13 protein-coding genes are annotated in these 16,471 nt (G+C 35.9%); 5 read left to right on the top strand and 8 right to left on the bottom strand.

Translation table 11 applies throughout. The features are described from left to right. The first annotated feature begins 70 nt into the window (after positions 1-70). Positions 71-1,519: a putative basic amino acid antiporter YfcC gene (yfcC, locus tag FNN08_RS11295; protein WP_143585813.1), complete on the top strand. Its 1,449-nt coding sequence runs from the start codon at positions 71-73 to the stop codon at positions 1,517-1,519. A gap of 10 nt (positions 1,520-1,529) precedes the next feature. Further along, entirely contained in the window at positions 1,530-2,699 is a 1,170-nt protein-coding gene (gene iadA, locus FNN08_RS11290; protein WP_143585811.1) for a beta-aspartyl-peptidase, read from the top strand. Between the two features lie 446 nt (positions 2,700-3,145). Here the strand turns inward: iadA and FNN08_RS11285 are convergent, their stop codons facing one another. The 4 genes from FNN08_RS11285 to FNN08_RS11270 are packed head-to-tail and all read right to left on the bottom strand — an operon-like array spanning position 3,146 to position 8,541. Beyond that, positions 3,146-4,939, bottom strand: coding sequence for a TniQ family protein (locus FNN08_RS11285; RefSeq protein WP_143585810.1), 1,794 nt, complete (start codon positions 4,937-4,939; stop codon positions 3,146-3,148). Further along, entirely contained in the window at positions 4,932-5,876 is a 945-nt protein-coding gene (locus FNN08_RS11280; RefSeq protein ID WP_185962640.1) for a TniB family NTP-binding protein, read from the bottom strand. The genes FNN08_RS11285 and FNN08_RS11280 overlap by 8 nt, the downstream gene beginning before the upstream one ends. A 36-nt stretch (positions 5,877-5,912) precedes the next feature. After that, positions 5,913-7,904, bottom strand: a complete 1,992-nt coding sequence (locus FNN08_RS11275) for a DDE-type integrase/transposase/recombinase (RefSeq protein WP_143585806.1) — start codon at positions 7,902-7,904, stop codon at positions 5,913-5,915. 1 nt (position 7,905) lies between these two features. Then, on the bottom strand, positions 7,906-8,541 hold the full coding sequence (locus FNN08_RS11270) for a TnsA endonuclease N-terminal domain-containing protein (RefSeq protein ID WP_143585804.1): 636 nt from the start codon (positions 8,539-8,541) through the stop codon (positions 7,906-7,908). Positions 8,542-9,364: 823 nt separating this feature from the next. On the opposite strand from FNN08_RS11270, the gene FNN08_RS11265 reads away from it, so the two are divergent. Beyond that, complete coding sequence (locus tag FNN08_RS11265) at positions 9,365-10,225, top strand: hypothetical protein (protein WP_143585802.1); 861 nt, start codon at positions 9,365-9,367, stop codon at positions 10,223-10,225. A 1,540-nt stretch (positions 10,226-11,765) separates the two neighbouring features. Here the strand turns inward: FNN08_RS11265 and FNN08_RS16455 are convergent. Together FNN08_RS16455 and FNN08_RS11260 are read right to left on the bottom strand one after the other, a co-directional pair. Beyond that, the gene (locus FNN08_RS16455; protein ID WP_221931789.1) at positions 11,766-12,095 is read right to left on the bottom strand and encodes a hypothetical protein; all 330 of its coding nucleotides are present in this window, start codon (positions 12,093-12,095) and stop codon (positions 11,766-11,768) included. Positions 12,096-12,256: 161 nt separating this feature from the next. Then, the gene (locus tag FNN08_RS11260) at positions 12,257-13,828 is read right to left on the bottom strand and encodes a PQQ-binding-like beta-propeller repeat protein (RefSeq protein WP_185962639.1); all 1,572 of its coding nucleotides are present in this window, start codon (positions 13,826-13,828) and stop codon (positions 12,257-12,259) included. Between the two features lie 322 nt (positions 13,829-14,150). Here FNN08_RS11260 and FNN08_RS11255 point away from each other — a divergent pair, with 322 nt between their 5' ends. Together FNN08_RS11255 and FNN08_RS11250 are read left to right on the top strand one after the other, a co-directional pair. After that, entirely contained in the window at positions 14,151-14,609 is a 459-nt protein-coding gene (locus tag FNN08_RS11255) for a DUF3592 domain-containing protein (RefSeq protein ID WP_185962638.1), read from the top strand. A 159-nt stretch (positions 14,610-14,768) separates the two neighbouring features. Continuing rightward, complete coding sequence (locus FNN08_RS11250) at positions 14,769-15,260, top strand: DUF2059 domain-containing protein (protein WP_143585796.1); 492 nt, start codon at positions 14,769-14,771, stop codon at positions 15,258-15,260. Positions 15,261-15,379: 119 nt separating this feature from the next. On the opposite strand, the gene csrA is transcribed toward FNN08_RS11250, so the two are convergent. Beyond that, the gene (csrA, locus tag FNN08_RS11245) at positions 15,380-15,559 is read right to left on the bottom strand and encodes a carbon storage regulator CsrA (protein ID WP_143585794.1); all 180 of its coding nucleotides are present in this window, start codon (positions 15,557-15,559) and stop codon (positions 15,380-15,382) included. Positions 15,560-15,808: 249 nt separating this feature from the next. Beyond that, positions 15,809-16,348, bottom strand: coding sequence for a hypothetical protein (locus FNN08_RS11240; RefSeq protein ID WP_143585792.1), 540 nt, complete (start codon positions 16,346-16,348; stop codon positions 15,809-15,811). Positions 16,349-16,471 lie beyond the last annotated feature (123 nt).

Here is a 16,471-nt window from a genome sequence, read left to right as displayed (position 1 = left end):
GGTTGCGATTTGTTATAATCGCAACCTTTTCTATGGTTTATATCTTTAATGATTAAATTTGGTAGCCCAAATGCAAATACATACTAAAAACGAAGCAATTACTAAAAGACAAATGCCAGATGCTTTTATCATCTTATTTTTTGTTGTTCTTATTGCAGGCCTTGTTACATATATTGTACCAGCAGGCACTTTCGCCACTTCACCTTCAGAAGATGGCAGCAGGCAACTACTTGTTGCTGGTACCTACATGGAATCAGACCAAGATATGTCTGTTCCTTTGTTTGCTGCGGGGGGAGGTAGCGGCTTTTTCAACTTTGCATTTGAAGGCCTAGTCTCTGGTGATAAATGGGGTAGCGCCATTGGCGTTATTATGTTTATTTTAATAACCGGTGGCGCCTTTGGTATCGTGATGCAAACCGGAGCTATTACTAATGCAATACATGCATTAATTAACAAAGCAAGTCATGCTGAAAAATTGTTCATTCCAATATTATTTGTACTGTTTTCACTAGGCGGCGCCGTATTTGGTATGGGCGAAGAGGCAATCGCTTTTTGTATTGTATTGCTACCATTAATGAAAGCGTTAGGCTACAACGGCATAATAACAGTTATGGTAACTTACGTTGCTACTCAAATAGGTTTTGCCACGTCTTGGATGAATCCATTTAGTGTTGCTATCGCTCAAGGTATAGCGCAAGTACCTTTATTATCAGGGGCAGGATATCGCGTTGTACTCTGGGTGGTATTCACCCTTACAGGGCTAATTTTTACTATGCGCTACGCGGCATTAACTAAGGTAAAAGTAACTGAGCAAGAGCGTGCCATATTGCACAACGATAATGCGTATGTTTTTGGTAAAACAGACATCTCTATATTGCTGGTATTTGTCGCAGTTATTGCCTGGATTATTTGGGGTGTTGTTACACAAGGTTACTACATTCCAGAAATAGCCAGTCAATTTTTCACCATGGGTTGTGCTATAGGCCTAGTGGCGGTGATAACGAAACGCATGTCAATGAACCAAGTATCTGCTGCATTTCAAAAAGGCGCGCAAGATTTATTACCAGCAGCTTTAATCGTTGGCCTTGCCAAAGGTATTGTAATTTTACTAGGCGGCGATGATCCTGCTAGTCCTTCTGTATTAAATACCATTTTACATTATGCTGCAGGTACTGCTGAAGGTTGGTCTGCCAACATTAGTGCAGTCTTTATGCTGATATTTCAATCAGTATTTAATTTTTTTATCTCATCAGGCTCTGGTCAAGCAGCATTAACCATGCCTCTTATGGCACCACTAGCCGATTTAGTGGGCGTTAGCAGACAAGTAGCAGTATTAGCGTTTCAACTTGGTGATGGTTTTACTAACATTATTATTCCTACTTCTGCTTCCTTAATTGGTTGCTTAGGTGTAACTCATGTTGATTGGCTTGAATGGGCTAAATTTATTTTTCGTTTTCTATTAGTACTTATGGTCATGTCAATTATCGCTATGATCATCGCAGTATCTATAGGCTTTTAATGAGACTTTCATGAAATTATTCAAACAGGCAAATATATATAGCCCTGAACACCTTGGCATTAAAGATGTGCTAGTTAGTGGCTCAAAAATTATCGCTATAGATAACAATATAAGTGTGAGTTCTAGTCATGGGCTAGAAATCGTCGATTGCCAAGGTACTATTTTAGTACCAGGCTTTATTGATTCATTAGTGCACATTACAGGCGGTGGTGGTGAAGGAGGATTTACTACCCGCACGCCACAAATGCCATTTTCGGATGCTGTTAAAGGCGGAGTAACAAGTTTAGTTGGTGTGCTGGGTACAGATGCAGTATCTCGTTCTTTAGAAGATTTATTAGCAAAAGCTAAAGCATTAAAAGAAAATGGGTTATCTGTATATTGCCATACAGGCTCATATCACTACCCTGTTTTGACTATTAGCAATAGTATCGAAAAAGACATCATGTTAATTGAAGAATTTATTGGTGTTGGAGAAGTGGCCATTGCCGATCATCGAGGCTCGCAAATGAGTTGGCAAGAGCTAGCTAGGGTCGCTGCCCAAGCAAGAGTTGGTGGCATGCTCTCCGGTAAAAGCGGCATTGTTAGCATTCATGTAGGCGATGGAGAAAGCGGGCTCGATCTTTTACATGATGTCGCAAATAACTCAGATATTCCATTAAGTCAGTTCTATCCAACCCATATTAATCGGACAAAACAAGTGTTAGAACAAGGTTTAGTATTGGCTAAGGCCGGAGGCTATATAGACTTTACTACCAGTACCACCGAGCAAATTTTGGCTGATGGCGAGATAGCAGCACCACAAGCATTAAAAAATGCGTTGGATAATGGCGTCAACATCAAACAAATAACAATGAGCTCTGACGGCAATGCAAGCCTTCCCGTATTTGATGAAAATGGCCGCTTAACCGACTTACAAATAGGCCAAGTTCAAAGTTTACACCAAGCATTGGTTGATGCCGTAAAAGAGCTAAACATAAACTTTGAAGATGCTTTGAAGACAATCACATCTAACCCAGCAAATATTTTGGCTTTGTATAATAAAGGCGAAATAAAGCAAGGTTTTGATGCCGATATTGTTCTGCTTAATAAAGAAACACTAAACATTGAACAAGTCTTTGCTCATGGTCAATGCCTAATGAACAGACAAGGAAAAATTAAATCTACATATTTTAATTTGTAGTAATTTACCCTCTTGGTCCAATCGCTAAATTGGGCCTTTCACTTTTCTAAAAATAAGCAATAGCCAATAAATTTTTGCAGTAAAGTTATTATAATTTCCCCATATATTTATGATTTAATTCCATAATTTAAAAATCTTGTGGGATCCAGTTTTAAGTGAAATTTGCCTTCATTTGAAATCAATAACTTAGGTAGAAAAATCCAGTTAGACATGTAGTCTAAATCCAGATTATGGAGAAAATAGCCAGCATAGATCCAGCTTATACCGAAACTTTCAATTCCAGTAATGATGAGGTTTTATAGTATGTAGCGCCTTAATCAGGGTACTATTTCAGAGTAGCAGAATCAATTTGAAAAGCAAGAGTATAATTGTAACGAGGAAAAGCAAAAAGCTGAACCATATTTGTTCAGCTTAAGGGAATGTTTGGATTTTTAATGGTCCACTTATTAACTAAATAAAATAGATTCTTGTCGATTAATTAATGAATAATTAATTGGTTTTCGTTTTTTGGGGGCATGGTGAAAATTAGACCTATCCTGATTGAAATTTTCAAGTAAATTTCTTGGAGACCTTTGTTTCATCCAATTGGCCTCAAATTTATTTAATGCCACAAATAAATTTTCTGATTTTTTAAATATATGGAAAACCCACTTGTCACCTGACTGGACAGACAGAGGCTCAAAATTATGTGCTCTCAAGAAACTGTACAAACTTGGTTTAGAACAATTATGTTCGCCGCACCACTTATCTAGTACTAGGTAGTTTTGATAAAATGTTTTTACATCCTCAGGTTCATACCTCCATTGAGTATTGTTAATTTGTATTCTTCTCCACTTTAATGCATCGCCTAATAACTTAACCTTATGCTCACGAAAACATAAAAACTTTGCGACTTTTGAGGCTGGTAGTAACGCCTTAAATTGATTATTTAGATTCTCGCGAAGCAACCGAAGCAAGTCATTTTTATGAATATACACGTTAGTGAAATTATTACTTTTTACATCTCGAAATAGATACTCTTTATGGGTAAAAATAAGCTCTATCGTTTCAGCAAAACTGGATAAATACTTATCTCCCCACTTTCCCACATCAGATAGGCTTAATAAGCCTGATAATTTTTTAGCATCTACAGCTGTCATGTCTTTCATGATGTCTTCTAATAACTTATTTACAGCTGCCGCTGAATAGTAAAGTTGCGATGAAAAAGAAAGGGAGTCTATGATTTTGGTTCTAGCCAGTTCATTTAACTGGCTTGCAGATATTCCTAAGATATCTCCCGCTTGCTTGTCACTGAACATAGCATTAGGTTTTTCACTGTTAAGATATAAAGACATTCTTGATCTGAAAACTTTAGGAAGCATTACAGTTGTTGATGACAGATTAGAAAATTCATGTTCATCATCATAAGGTAAAATAGGTCGAGGTAAATTAGTTACCCCGTGATTTATTTTCTGTAATGACTCTATGTTAATAGCATCAAAAGCCTGGCTGAGCTCAGCATTCACTTGATGAACCAATTTATATCTATATTCCTCTTTACTTAATAAATTGTAAGCATATGAAAAATAGTCATGAAGATTATCTGGCCATGCCACTACTTTGTTCAAGTTATTATTAAAGAAATCATAGGGCCGAGTCGCAATCAACAGTGCTTGATATAAACCTTGCAAATAAAGCTTTCTATCATCACCTGTTAACTTAGTTACCATCAACTGATAAACAGGCAAAGTTGATCCCTTCTCTATGGTTAATGAACACCAACGTGTACCACAACTTGGACACCCATTTTTTATATCGGTATGCCAAAATAAGCATGAACTGCATTGAGGGCATACACTGGTCAATATTGTTTTATGCTCTAAGCAATGAGTTACATGCGCAAGTCGCCAAGAATCATTGAGATAAGAATGTTCTTCACCTAAACATGCTATACAAATATTTGGCTTAGTTCGGATTATGCTTTTAATACATCGGTCACTGTCAAATATATCCAGGTTAATGCTAGAAAACTTCTCTAGCAAGCTAACCTTTGACTCCAAAAGATATGGAGCTATGCGCTCAATAAAAGTATCAAAATTAGTTGTGTTTTGTTCCAAAGCATCTGAATTATATTTAAGACCTATCACATTAAATATATCAGAAAATCCAGAATAACCATGGAGTGCAGCTATTCTAAGTAAATAACCTTTCAAGCACTCATTATTATACGGCTTAGGTCGAACCGGAAAATAATTATCCATAAAGATTCCTAGCCGTCATTTCTATTTTGACTTTTTCCATCGACGCAACGAATGGGTTAAAGGATAAACCAGAACGTTCTCCTACTCGTCTAGTCCAAGCATTTTGTAAAATACGATTTGTTACTTGGGCATCTTCATCTGTGAGTTCAATTGCTTCGCATAAAAGATCTCTCATCAATCTAGGTTTACCTAACGTTGCGAGACAAAAGCGATAAAGATGATCCTCATGTCGGTTTGATTTAATCGGTTTAACTCCTTCATCAAGGTAATTGTTAAGCACCCTAAAATATGAAGATTTGCGCGGGTACTTACGTAATAATTCAAAGGTATATTCTAGAAGTTCATATACATCCTCATCAGACTTACAGTTAAATGGTTCAAGATTGTGAATTAAGCCAAATCTTTCTCTGATTTGACTGTCAATATCTATTATTGAACGTGCACTAGGATCTCCAATCAAGACCCATGCTGCGGAAGTTTTATTCACCAGTTCCTTAAGAATTTTTACGACTTTTGAGTTAGGGTAAATACCAGTGGTTGGCAAAATAACTTGAATCTCATCCAAAAAAACAACCCTAACATTTAAGCTATCAATTAAAGAAATGATTCTGGATACTTTGGGTCCCATATTGCCATATGAAGGTTTGGGGTCACTAAGTTGGCGCAATATTTCAGTTAAAAATTCATCTAATGAACATCCCGACGCCTCAACATAGATACCGAACTTAATGTCTCGATTAGAAACAGGTTTGAATTTATTATCTTCGATAAATTTACTTGCAATCGAAGACTTTCCAGAGCCAGAAGGGGCTAATATCATCATGCCGCCCGTTTCATATTCTCGATATTTAACCGTATTCTCAATAATAGACATAGGCACATTAAATTTATCTACATAACAATAATGCTTTTTAAACTCTTCAGTTTCAGGTTTCATCAACATACTCGACATAAAACAATCTATCTCCAAATATTACTTAATAGGTTTTATCGACTTTTTAAACTTAGTCATTAATGATGGTGGTGAAACTTGCCCCTGACTTTCAGGCTCTGACTTAACTTCTGGTTCAGGTTTAATAAATGATGGGCGCTTACCTTGTTCTAAAATTAGATCTAACTCTTCAGCCTTAATTTCACGTGCAGGCTCTGCCTCTTCAGCTTTAGGTACATCATCATTAGGTTGGTTAGCTTTACTTTCATAGCGAGCGTTCACCGCAAGAAGTACCATCGACTTAGTCTCTATCGTTGGACGGTCGGTATGTTTTTTTGTATCACGTTTTTTACCGTTAGCTTTCACAGCTTTATGTTCAGTTAAGCTGATAGGCTCTTTAACGCTTGTCGATGGAACGTCAAATAATTCATTAGTGTAAGGGTTTAAAACGGCTATTTTTGAGATATCCAACTCATTATAAAAAGCGGTAACTTTCGGATTTGGCTTAGTAAAACCGTTGGTCATTTTGGCGCATAATTTGATTAACTTCTCTCCTCGGTCGTTATAGAACAAGCCATTTATTTCAATGCCTTTACCTTGTTGGATCGTACGGGAAATTTCGTAACCTATAGAGGCATCAGCTTTAGCAATGTACTCCGCAGAAGGAAGTTCAACTAATGACTGGTATTTTTCCGTCATTTCTTTAGGTGTCATTCTATCAATACCACGATGATCTGTTTCGTGATAAACATCTAAGATATAAGTTTCGACAATAGATGCAAACTCATCCACCTGACATACAGCCTCAACTTTTATGTCTACATTATCTTTGTAGTCTTTTTTTTGGCCACCTTCACAACCTGCAATTTTCATACAACAATGGCCTTTAAATGTACGATGAAATCGTTCAACAATACCGTTACGGTAGGCTTTTTTAACTTGTGAAGTGATAGCGCTTATCGACATGTGTTCATAATAATCTGAGCATAATTTGGATTTGAATACACCACTATCGTGTCGTATGCAATCAGGTTTACCGAATAGCAAAAAACCATTTTGAGTATGTGCGGGCTTTTCTTGAGGTTTAATTAGCCGCTTGATGAGTTCAACTGCTGCGAGTGCTCCTTCTGATCGTTTTTCACCATAGCTAATAACAAACGAAAGAATAGCTCTAGTAAAGATGTCAATGGCAAAGTACACAACGGGCATGCCAACATAGTTACCTTCTTTATCAGTAAGGCCAAGATTAATATGGACCGCATCAATTTGTACAAATTCTAAAGGACGGGTTGCCACAATGTGTTCAGTTGTATTTCGATACTTATTTTCAGCATATGCCCGCCCATACCTAGCTGCATCAACCTCGTAAGGGTCGTATTCATTTACGTATTCAAAAAATGTAGAGCGACTGATAATAGGTTCTTCGTTTGGGTCCTCTAGATTCAACGTTGTAATAAAGTCCATCGCACGCTTTAGATATACTTGGTAAGTCGCTTCAACTGAATCGCCCTTAAGCTTCATGTAACACTCATCGACTGTGTCATAAAATATTTCAAACATAGCTTCAGAAAATTTAGCAGAACGTGTTATAGCCTGAGGCTTAACCATTTTTATAATATCTCGCCCTATTTCATCACTCGTAAATTTTCTATACCACTTTTTCAGCGTCCCAACTTTTGGAATGTCTAGCCCTGTATCTCCTCTTTCTTTAGATACGCGAGAAATTACGCGAGCAACCCCTTTGGTTGAATAACGAACATCCTCAAATTCAAGACCATGAAAATAATCTCTATACTTATCCGCTAATTTTCGTTCCTCATCGCTCAAGCGTACAACCGGTTTAATCACCGCTAACTTGGGCTCTGCCTTTTTAATATGCCCCTGCTTACTTTCTTCATAAAATTCAGCAGGGGTTAGAGTACATAAACCTTGGTTCACCTTAAGTACAATACATTCAGGCTCAACCACAACAATGGTTGCTGGTTTTTCGCGATACATAATGTTACCGCCTTTTGCTAGGGCAAATTGTCCCATGTTATTCTCCTACCCAGACTAATGGTGTTGAACCCTGTAACAAAACTGATTTATCAAATTGGAAGTGACTGTGAGCGATAAGTTGCATAACATTACGTTGCGGCATTTCGCACATACTCATCATGGAAATCGCGTCATCTAATGACACGAGCTCTCCCTCTTTAAAAGTAGCTAATCCAGTAGAAACAAGGCTTTCAGAGAATGGCATTTGAATGAAACGGTATAAATTACGTAAATTTGAAATTGTGTGGCCCTTGCGGATCTCATCACTTGTCATGAGTTTAAGAGGGTGCCCGATGATTTGATTAAATACTTCAGATAATCGAGCAAATTTAGCTATAAATTTAGGGTTAATAGCCTCATATGATGGTTTAATTTCCTGAGATTCATACTGACCTGAGCGATATTTAACTAAAAAGTCAGGCGTATAACGGCGTTGCTTACCATCAAATTCATACATAAAAGAAAAAGGTTGTTCCTTGAATGAAACAACATCCTTATTTAATTCAAGATGCATCATGCCATCCATTTCCAGCTGGCTTTCAAGTTTAATTCTCTTCTTACCTTTATGAGTGTAAGGATTCGGACGCGAGCACGTTCGGCTTGTTTTTGATATCTTACGGGCTACTTTTATCATTGTACTCCTCCCAATAAATGCCTAAGCATTCCTGTTAAGTAAGTACCCCACCTGCTTATTATTATTGTTACAGAACCACGAGGTTCATTAAAAAAAATCGAACATTTTTTCATCGATTTTCTTGAAGTATAGTTTATATACGTCATAGTTAAAGGTTACGCCTTCAAAAAAGTGAAACACAAAGTGCTTTTACCATTTACTGGTTATGCCATTTTTTTATCGCATAAATTCAATCATGCAACTAAAGAACCCAAACTTTTTATTATTTTTATCTTTTTGAATTAAGGGATATTTTAAATAGTTCCTTAAAAAAAATTCAAGATATTTATTCACAAAAACCCTATTGAAAGTGCATAAAATAGCCTGTACAATCGCAAACCCAAAATACGCAACCCGTTGTTTTTAAAGAACTTTAAATTATTAAATTTTAATTTTTTATTAAAAAAAAATTGTAAAAACTTTAATTTTTTTATTGATAAACACGAGAACACCCTCTCTCAAAACCAACGAAGGCGGCTATGACCCCGGTTCACAAAAGGCTTTCAGACTAATATCTATATTTTGAATGTTCATTTTTAAAATAACATTTGAAAAAATCCAAAACACCACAAATCGAAAACAATAGAATCACGCAATAAAAATGAATATTTATTCACAAAATAAAAAAGTAAAAATAATCGTTTTTTTTGCATCCTCCATCGATTTTGACTCCATCCTCTTCGACCGCTCCTGATGATTATAAAATATTTATAATCTATTGTTGACAGGTGCTACACAGTAATGTAGCTTATGATTATGAATTATTTATAACAAGTAGGCGCAGATGAGTTACCCAATATCACATTCAATAATTTCTGAAGAAGAAATAGAAAGTCATGTATTAGAACTACAAAAACGCTTTGAACGAATTGGAAAAAATTTATTTCAAACGGACTATTCCTGCATCGAAAATAGCTACCCAGAACGATCGATATCGCTTGCTGTACGTCATACTAAACTAGGTATATTTGGTAAGCTGATTGAAGGCGACTTTTTACCTGACGATTTTAACGACATTCAAGAATTAGCGGAATTGGAACGCACCCTTTTTCCGGACCTACCTCCACTATTACAGACCATCATGCATGCGGGGGATGGTAGATTAGCAATAATGCTGCACGAAAAAGTTAGTATTGAGTCAGTCTATGGCATTACACATTTAGATGAGTTCATCCCTGATTGTTTTTTCTTACACGACTTTTTAACGTTAGATAGCATGGCTGCTCTTGCAGACATGTCGGTACAAGCTATTCGAAATGCAATGAGTAATAGCATGCCAAAATTAAACACAGTAAAACTTGATGGACGTATTGTTGTACCTGTTGCCGAAGCGACAGAATGGTTGAAAAAACGTCAGAATTTTAAACCTACAATTGATACAACGAATGACAGAGCTGAACATATTCTAGTACCTGTGGCAAAGGACGGGTCATTCTTTAATATAGACTGTAAAAACAAAAGTGGTGATTACACTATCGGACCTAAAGATAATGCCATTAAAGTTACTGATTTTAATGATGCATTACATCAATTAAAAGAAATGCCATTAGCTCGCTGGCGCAGACCTAATGCTAATGGAAAATTTGGCTTGGTTTCTGCGGTGGAGTGGAAATTAAAGTCTATCGATGAAGTAAAGTTAAGTTAGCGTCTGAGTTGCGTTAGTTGGGCCCAGCGGGCGGTGGCTTAAAACACCCGCAATCACGCCAGACCAGCTGTGAAAAGGTATTAAGTGAGAAGTGTAATTAGCGAATAGGGGCTAACTACTATAAACATTTATGTTGGTGAGTGACTGACTGCGGGAAAGACCGCTTTAAATCAAATAACAATAAAAAGGAATACATAATGAAAGAAGTAATAACGTTAACCCTGGTAGTTTAAAAAATAATTATATTGGCCTTGCGAATATAATAAGCCAGTTTCCTAAATCTACAATTGGCGGGCAAAATAAGAATGAAGAAGCACAAGAAAAGGTTATTTTAGATGTTGGTAAAGGCACTAAATTTGAATCTGACATTGATGGTAAGAAAAAATTCTTTAGGAATAGGAGTGTAATGAAAACACTCATTGAACATTATGATTTAATGCCAAACGATGAAATTACCATTACGAAGACAAAGCACCTTCATTATTCAATTAGACCTCATGCAAAGGTGTAGCCTTGTTAAATCAATTCAATCAAAATAATGTGCTCAATGGAGGGTTATCAACCTTCCCTCTGTTAGTATTTCTATATGTGCTACCTTATGAATCAATCCTCAACATTGGCATTTTTGGGGTAGCAATAGCTTTTACTGCCAACATAGCTGCCTACTTTTATATAACAACTCATGCCTCTTTAAAAAACGCTACAGTCACGAAAAAAATAATGTTTTGCATGATAAACATCTTAAAATCGCTTATTGTGATGCTGATGTTTTCAGAGATGAGCCAAATAATTGTTAGTGTGACTGCCGGGTTATATTGCGCTAGTTTTTACTGTTTATTTAGATATAGCGTTGAATTGATCTTTGATAAATAGCATTTCGACAAGTTAAACGCAGAAGTTAGCGTACAACGAAATCATTTATAAAACAGTTTTAACAATAGCTAACTTGAGCTGATTTGAAAGCGGTAGCTATTTCTAAACAATTTACTGAAACTTTAGTTTGCTCATTGTAATAACTTTTCAATGATTCGCCTCCCTTCTCAATCATATACCTAAAGATGACCCCACATCCATAACTGATGCTGCATCAGTTACTTTATAACCCCGAGTAGTACACCTTTTGTGTGTACTTTAGGTAGCTATTTCTGATGTACCTTAGTGGCTCTATTTGCATTAATTATTGAAGTCGTAGTTCCATTTTGGAACATATGGTCTGCGACAGGTTAAGCCAACAACTGATCAATATACATATTCTGCATATTCTGCATATTCTGCATATTGGTCCATTTTAACCAGGTCGAATTCGACCTGGTTAAAGTACATTTAATTGTGCAACAGCTTGTTGCACAATCTTGAGATCGTAATTTGCGATCATGGTATGTTCCAAAATGGAACATACCAACCAATGTGCAATTTTTGCACATTGCTATGTCTCCTAAGTGCCAATAGCGGAAGTCTATATTTTTAACTAACACTATAAAGGAACGCATAAAAGGATTAGCTTGAAAATCTAAAGAGATAATGAGATTTAAGTTACATACTATGCTCTTTTTAAGTGAATTATAAACTTCGATAAATGTTCATATGTAGCAATCCCTGAACCTAAAATAAAAACAATATTAAGCACAATTTGCCATACGCCTTTAGCTCCCCCTAATCCAAAAATTCCCCATAGCGATAGTGAAGCAAATGACAAAAAGCTAATCACAACTAATAACATTTTTATCTTTAACCAGAAATATCCATCTTTAGAGTCTGGGTAAATAGAATTAGGACCATTTAAACAGCAGTATACAAATAGTGAGTAAAGTCCTATTGCAAATATGAATACATTAGCATCGAAATAATATTTCAAAGTGAAAAACAACATTACAGTTGCAATAGCTATTAATATTATTCGAGCACTATTTATAACCAATTGATAAAGTTTACTAAATATAAATTTATATTTGTTCAGAGGGAACTCCTTTTCATAAACGGGAAAGTAAGTTATTTGAGCTTCAACGGCTGCTTATCGCTCGTTTCGGACCGCTAATTTAAATTAATTGCCGCCAAAACATGGCTTTTAAAACTGTTTACATACCTAGTAATATATAAAACAGAGCCTTTAGATATTGCCATTTGCCCACCGAAAGGATATCCCCAAACAAGCTTTTGAGTATTAATATCGATGGCAATAGTGCCATATTCAGAGCTAATAAATAAAATATTATTAGTTAAAATAAGAGAACCTCTACCTGTTGCGTTGTCTTCTATTGTTTTGGACCACTTTTCATCACCAGTTTTTATATCTACCGCTTTTACACTCGCATTCGCCGCAATAAATAAAGTGCCATTTCCGACAGCTAAATGAGGGTAGCTTCTATAGGGGATATCAGCTTCCCATTTTATACTGTCATTTTCGATATCATATCCTATAATTTCTCGGGTCGTTTTTATTATGGCGTAACTGCCTGAAATTATATATTGTGGAGCATAGTTAGTGATGTCGTCTGGCAATATTATATGTTTAATTACATTTCCATTTTTAGAATCAAGAATGGTAATACCTTCGGAATTGAAAGCATATAAATTTCCTCCAACTTTTGCGAATACACCTCCTACACTAGGTCTGCTCCAGGATTCGTTAAAATCATAATCAGTCGAAAATTGTTCATTATTTTCGCTAAAGTAAAGATTACCTAAGTCCGCCAATACGCGCCCTAGTGTAATACTTTTTCCATTATCCACCTCTTCTTCTGTAACTATAAACTGTTTTTGATTTAAAATGGTTCCGTTACTGGCATCTATTTTAGATATTTCAGCTATTTCGTCTCTGTTCATGCTTACTGTTTTAGTTAAAAAAATATTCCCTTCATTAACGGTAAAGCTATGAGGAAAGAAATACGCTGGTATTTTCGTATGCCATGATTCAGTACCTGTTTCTTCACTTATTGCAACTAGGTTTAAATCATAATCACTCCCAATCTCCCTCTTGTTATCCTCAAACAAATAAACGAATTCATCATGGGTCATTAATTTAGTTACTCTATATTCTCGCGGAGATTTCCATAACCAACGAGGCGAAAATTCACTAGGGTCAAGGTTTACTGGTACAAATCGTGTTCGAGCATTATTGCCATCGGTGGTATACCAGCCTTGATATTCCGGAATGTAGGTTCTGTTGGTTAGGTTAGTGTGAGACTTTACTTTAATGTCAAATGGTAATAACCAAGGTGAGTTTTTATATTCAGAGCTACAACTACTATTCTTACAAAGTTTAACGGCTATATTCCCCTTGTATTCTCCAGGCGATAAATTGTCTTTTGAGTTTAATTCAAAAGAGTAGCTAGTTTGACTGTTTTGGCGAATATATACATCTGTTGAGATTACTCCTGTATCATCTACGATATAAATATATACATCATCTTTTATATCAGCAATATCCCCTGTAACAGTGACACTAATTGGCCACCATTCGGTTTCTGTTTCTATTAAATCCGCGGAAATAGAGCCCGGGTTAAACTTTAAATCTATGTTAGGGCCACTGTCTGAACTCCCTCCTCCACAACCCAATAAATAAGAAGTTATAGCTAATAACAGTAATGTTTTTAAATTATTCATCGTTTTCATCCATGAATGTTGTTATATATTTGTTAAGGTTAATTGTGTTTGATATCGATGTCATTGTAAATTGTTTTTTTATATTGCATTGATTTTAAACACATTCAACATGTTGGCTGTAAACTTTAGCTAGTATCAAGTTAGATTACATAATGACATATTTGACTAGACTAATATGTATAGCGTAAGTTAAATCAAACACCTAATGGCAGCAAAGAGCGATTTATACATACACTATCCAATAAATATCTACATTTTATACAGCAAATGCAGATATTTTCTTCTTAATAAAGCTGTTATAGCGAAAGGTCAGGTTCGTAGTATGGAGTGGAATTCGTGGGTTTTCTTTAGCGCCTTATTTAACTTGCTTGTATTAATTTATATTGTCGGTGTAATTTTAAGTTTCAGGGCTTTTTTTTGGGATAAAGTCGGTGGGAAAATCATAAAATCTGAAATTCATACTTATCTAGACGATGGAGAAATGTATGAGCCTCAGGTTGAATACGAGTATAAATATAACGATGAAGTCTATTCAAATGATCGTATTAGTTTTGGAAGTGGAGGATCTAACAACATAAAATCTTCTGCTGAGTATTTCGTAGATAGGTATTGTTTAGGCTGGGACGTAACAGTTTATGTAAATCCTAAAAAGCCAAATAAATCAATATTAGAACCTGGTGTCCGATTGAATCATTTAGCTTTTTTAGCGATTTTGCTTTTTGCTATATATCTTTGGGTACCTATTGGCGGGGCTATATGGCGGTATCTGTTTTCGCTATAACAAGTCGTTTAAAAGGACAAAAAACAGTTGGCTTTTAACGAGGCGTTATTGACTGTCGCCTATGGCACACTTGAGACCGATAGCAATATAACGTAATGTAATCAAAAGCCCACGGGCTGAAAAGAGCGATTAAGAGACTAATACATAAGTAGGAATAGAATGAATAAATGGATATTTTTACTTACATTTCTTAGTTCAGCTACGTTCGCACAAACTAACGCAAGCTATGAAGAAGCTTTCTATAGCTTTACGAAAAGTGTGACCTACCTATTTCAACCAAGTGATAAGTTAATTAATCAATTGCAAGAGTTGATGATAGATGAGAAATACAAAGAACAACTAATTCAATGTGTTCAAAATGATAATGGCAACCTCCTAAAAGAATACATTCCTTTTTTCCAAAAGCACTTAACAATTGATGACTTAGTAAAGTTAACCGATTGGTTTAAATCCCAACAAGGTCAACAATGGCTGGCTATTCAGAATGGTAAAGTCGACCCTAAATCGTTACCAGAAGAAACTATTGAAACAATAAATGATTTTGTTAACTCAAAAATAATGAAACACTTTAATAGTGCTGTAATTGAAAGTAAATCTGTAGCGAAGCTTGCGGGGCAGAAACACGCTGAATACTGTTTTTCAAAGCTGTAGCTCGACTGGCGGTTAACAGCACTTCAGAGACGCTCATATAAAAAGTATAAAGGAATCGCATGATCCCTTTTATTGTAAAAACAACTTTCAATTAGAACGCTACCTGGTGCTAGACGGAATTAAGCTGAAATTGTTTGACCACTTTTGATGCGTAAATATATTTCTTCACGATGTACATCGACTTCTTTTGGAGCATCAATACCAATTCGAACTTGATTTCCCTTGACTCCTAATATTGAGCATTTGACAGTGTCACCTATATTGATAACTTCACCGACTCTACGAGTTAGTATGAGCATGATAAATCCTTTTGTTTCTTGAATTAGAATTTAGACAGGCGTCTATTACTTCTTGAACATCCTTGTCTAAATAAATATTAGGCTATAACTTTAAGTTTTGCATATTGTAAGTTATTTAAGTGCTTTCTGCTTCAAGATAAGCGCTGTAATGCCCTAAAAGAGTTAGTAGAGAAAATCCTCAGTTAATAAAGAAAACACTCTGAATAGGCTGTTTTGTGCCATTCGGAGACGGTCGGCATTTATATATTGCTAAATTTTGACTGGAACACCATATACACGATTAAAAGCTGGCATTTCCGTTAAGCAGTCGTCAAGACAAGGCCATGGTGATAAATCTTCTTTCCCTACAAAGCCGCTTTCTGAGACCGTACCTAATACATCCATACCACCATCACAAACATTTGCTCTAAGCATGAAACTAAGATTACTACCTTCGATGGAATATGCTGCTATATCTTTAGTATTAGGTGAAATCGGTCTCCTAGTTGGGGCTTCACTTAGTATTTGTAATATATACCAATCACCAGAAACACAAGCTCTCACAGGTTCATTTGTAATCCTAACGTGAACTCGACGAACAATTTCATCGTTTGCGTCAACGTAGACAAAGGACCATAAGCTATCTTTACTCCAAATGTTTGGTGCTGGTATTTCTAGGTGTTTTTTATATTTTTTAACATGTTCATCCCAAGCTTTTTTTTCGTCAACGGTTGCTTGTTCATGCTTAGTTGTACAGCCAATTAATACTGTGGAAATGAGAATGGATAAAAAAACATTGAGCAACTTCATAAACACCTAACGCCCATTTGAGGGACTAATTATAGTTTGCAAATATATTAAATTGCGAACCTAGCCATCGACCGTTGTTCGCTCAAAGCAGTCCTTAACTGCTGAGATTTACAATTTGTAATC

This window comes from Thalassomonas sp. M1454 (assembly GCF_007097525.1).
Lineage (GTDB): Bacteria > Pseudomonadota > Gammaproteobacteria > Enterobacterales > Alteromonadaceae > Thalassotalea_A.
Note: the sequence above shows the minus strand (reverse complement) of the source record. Positions and strands in the feature narration are given on the sequence as shown.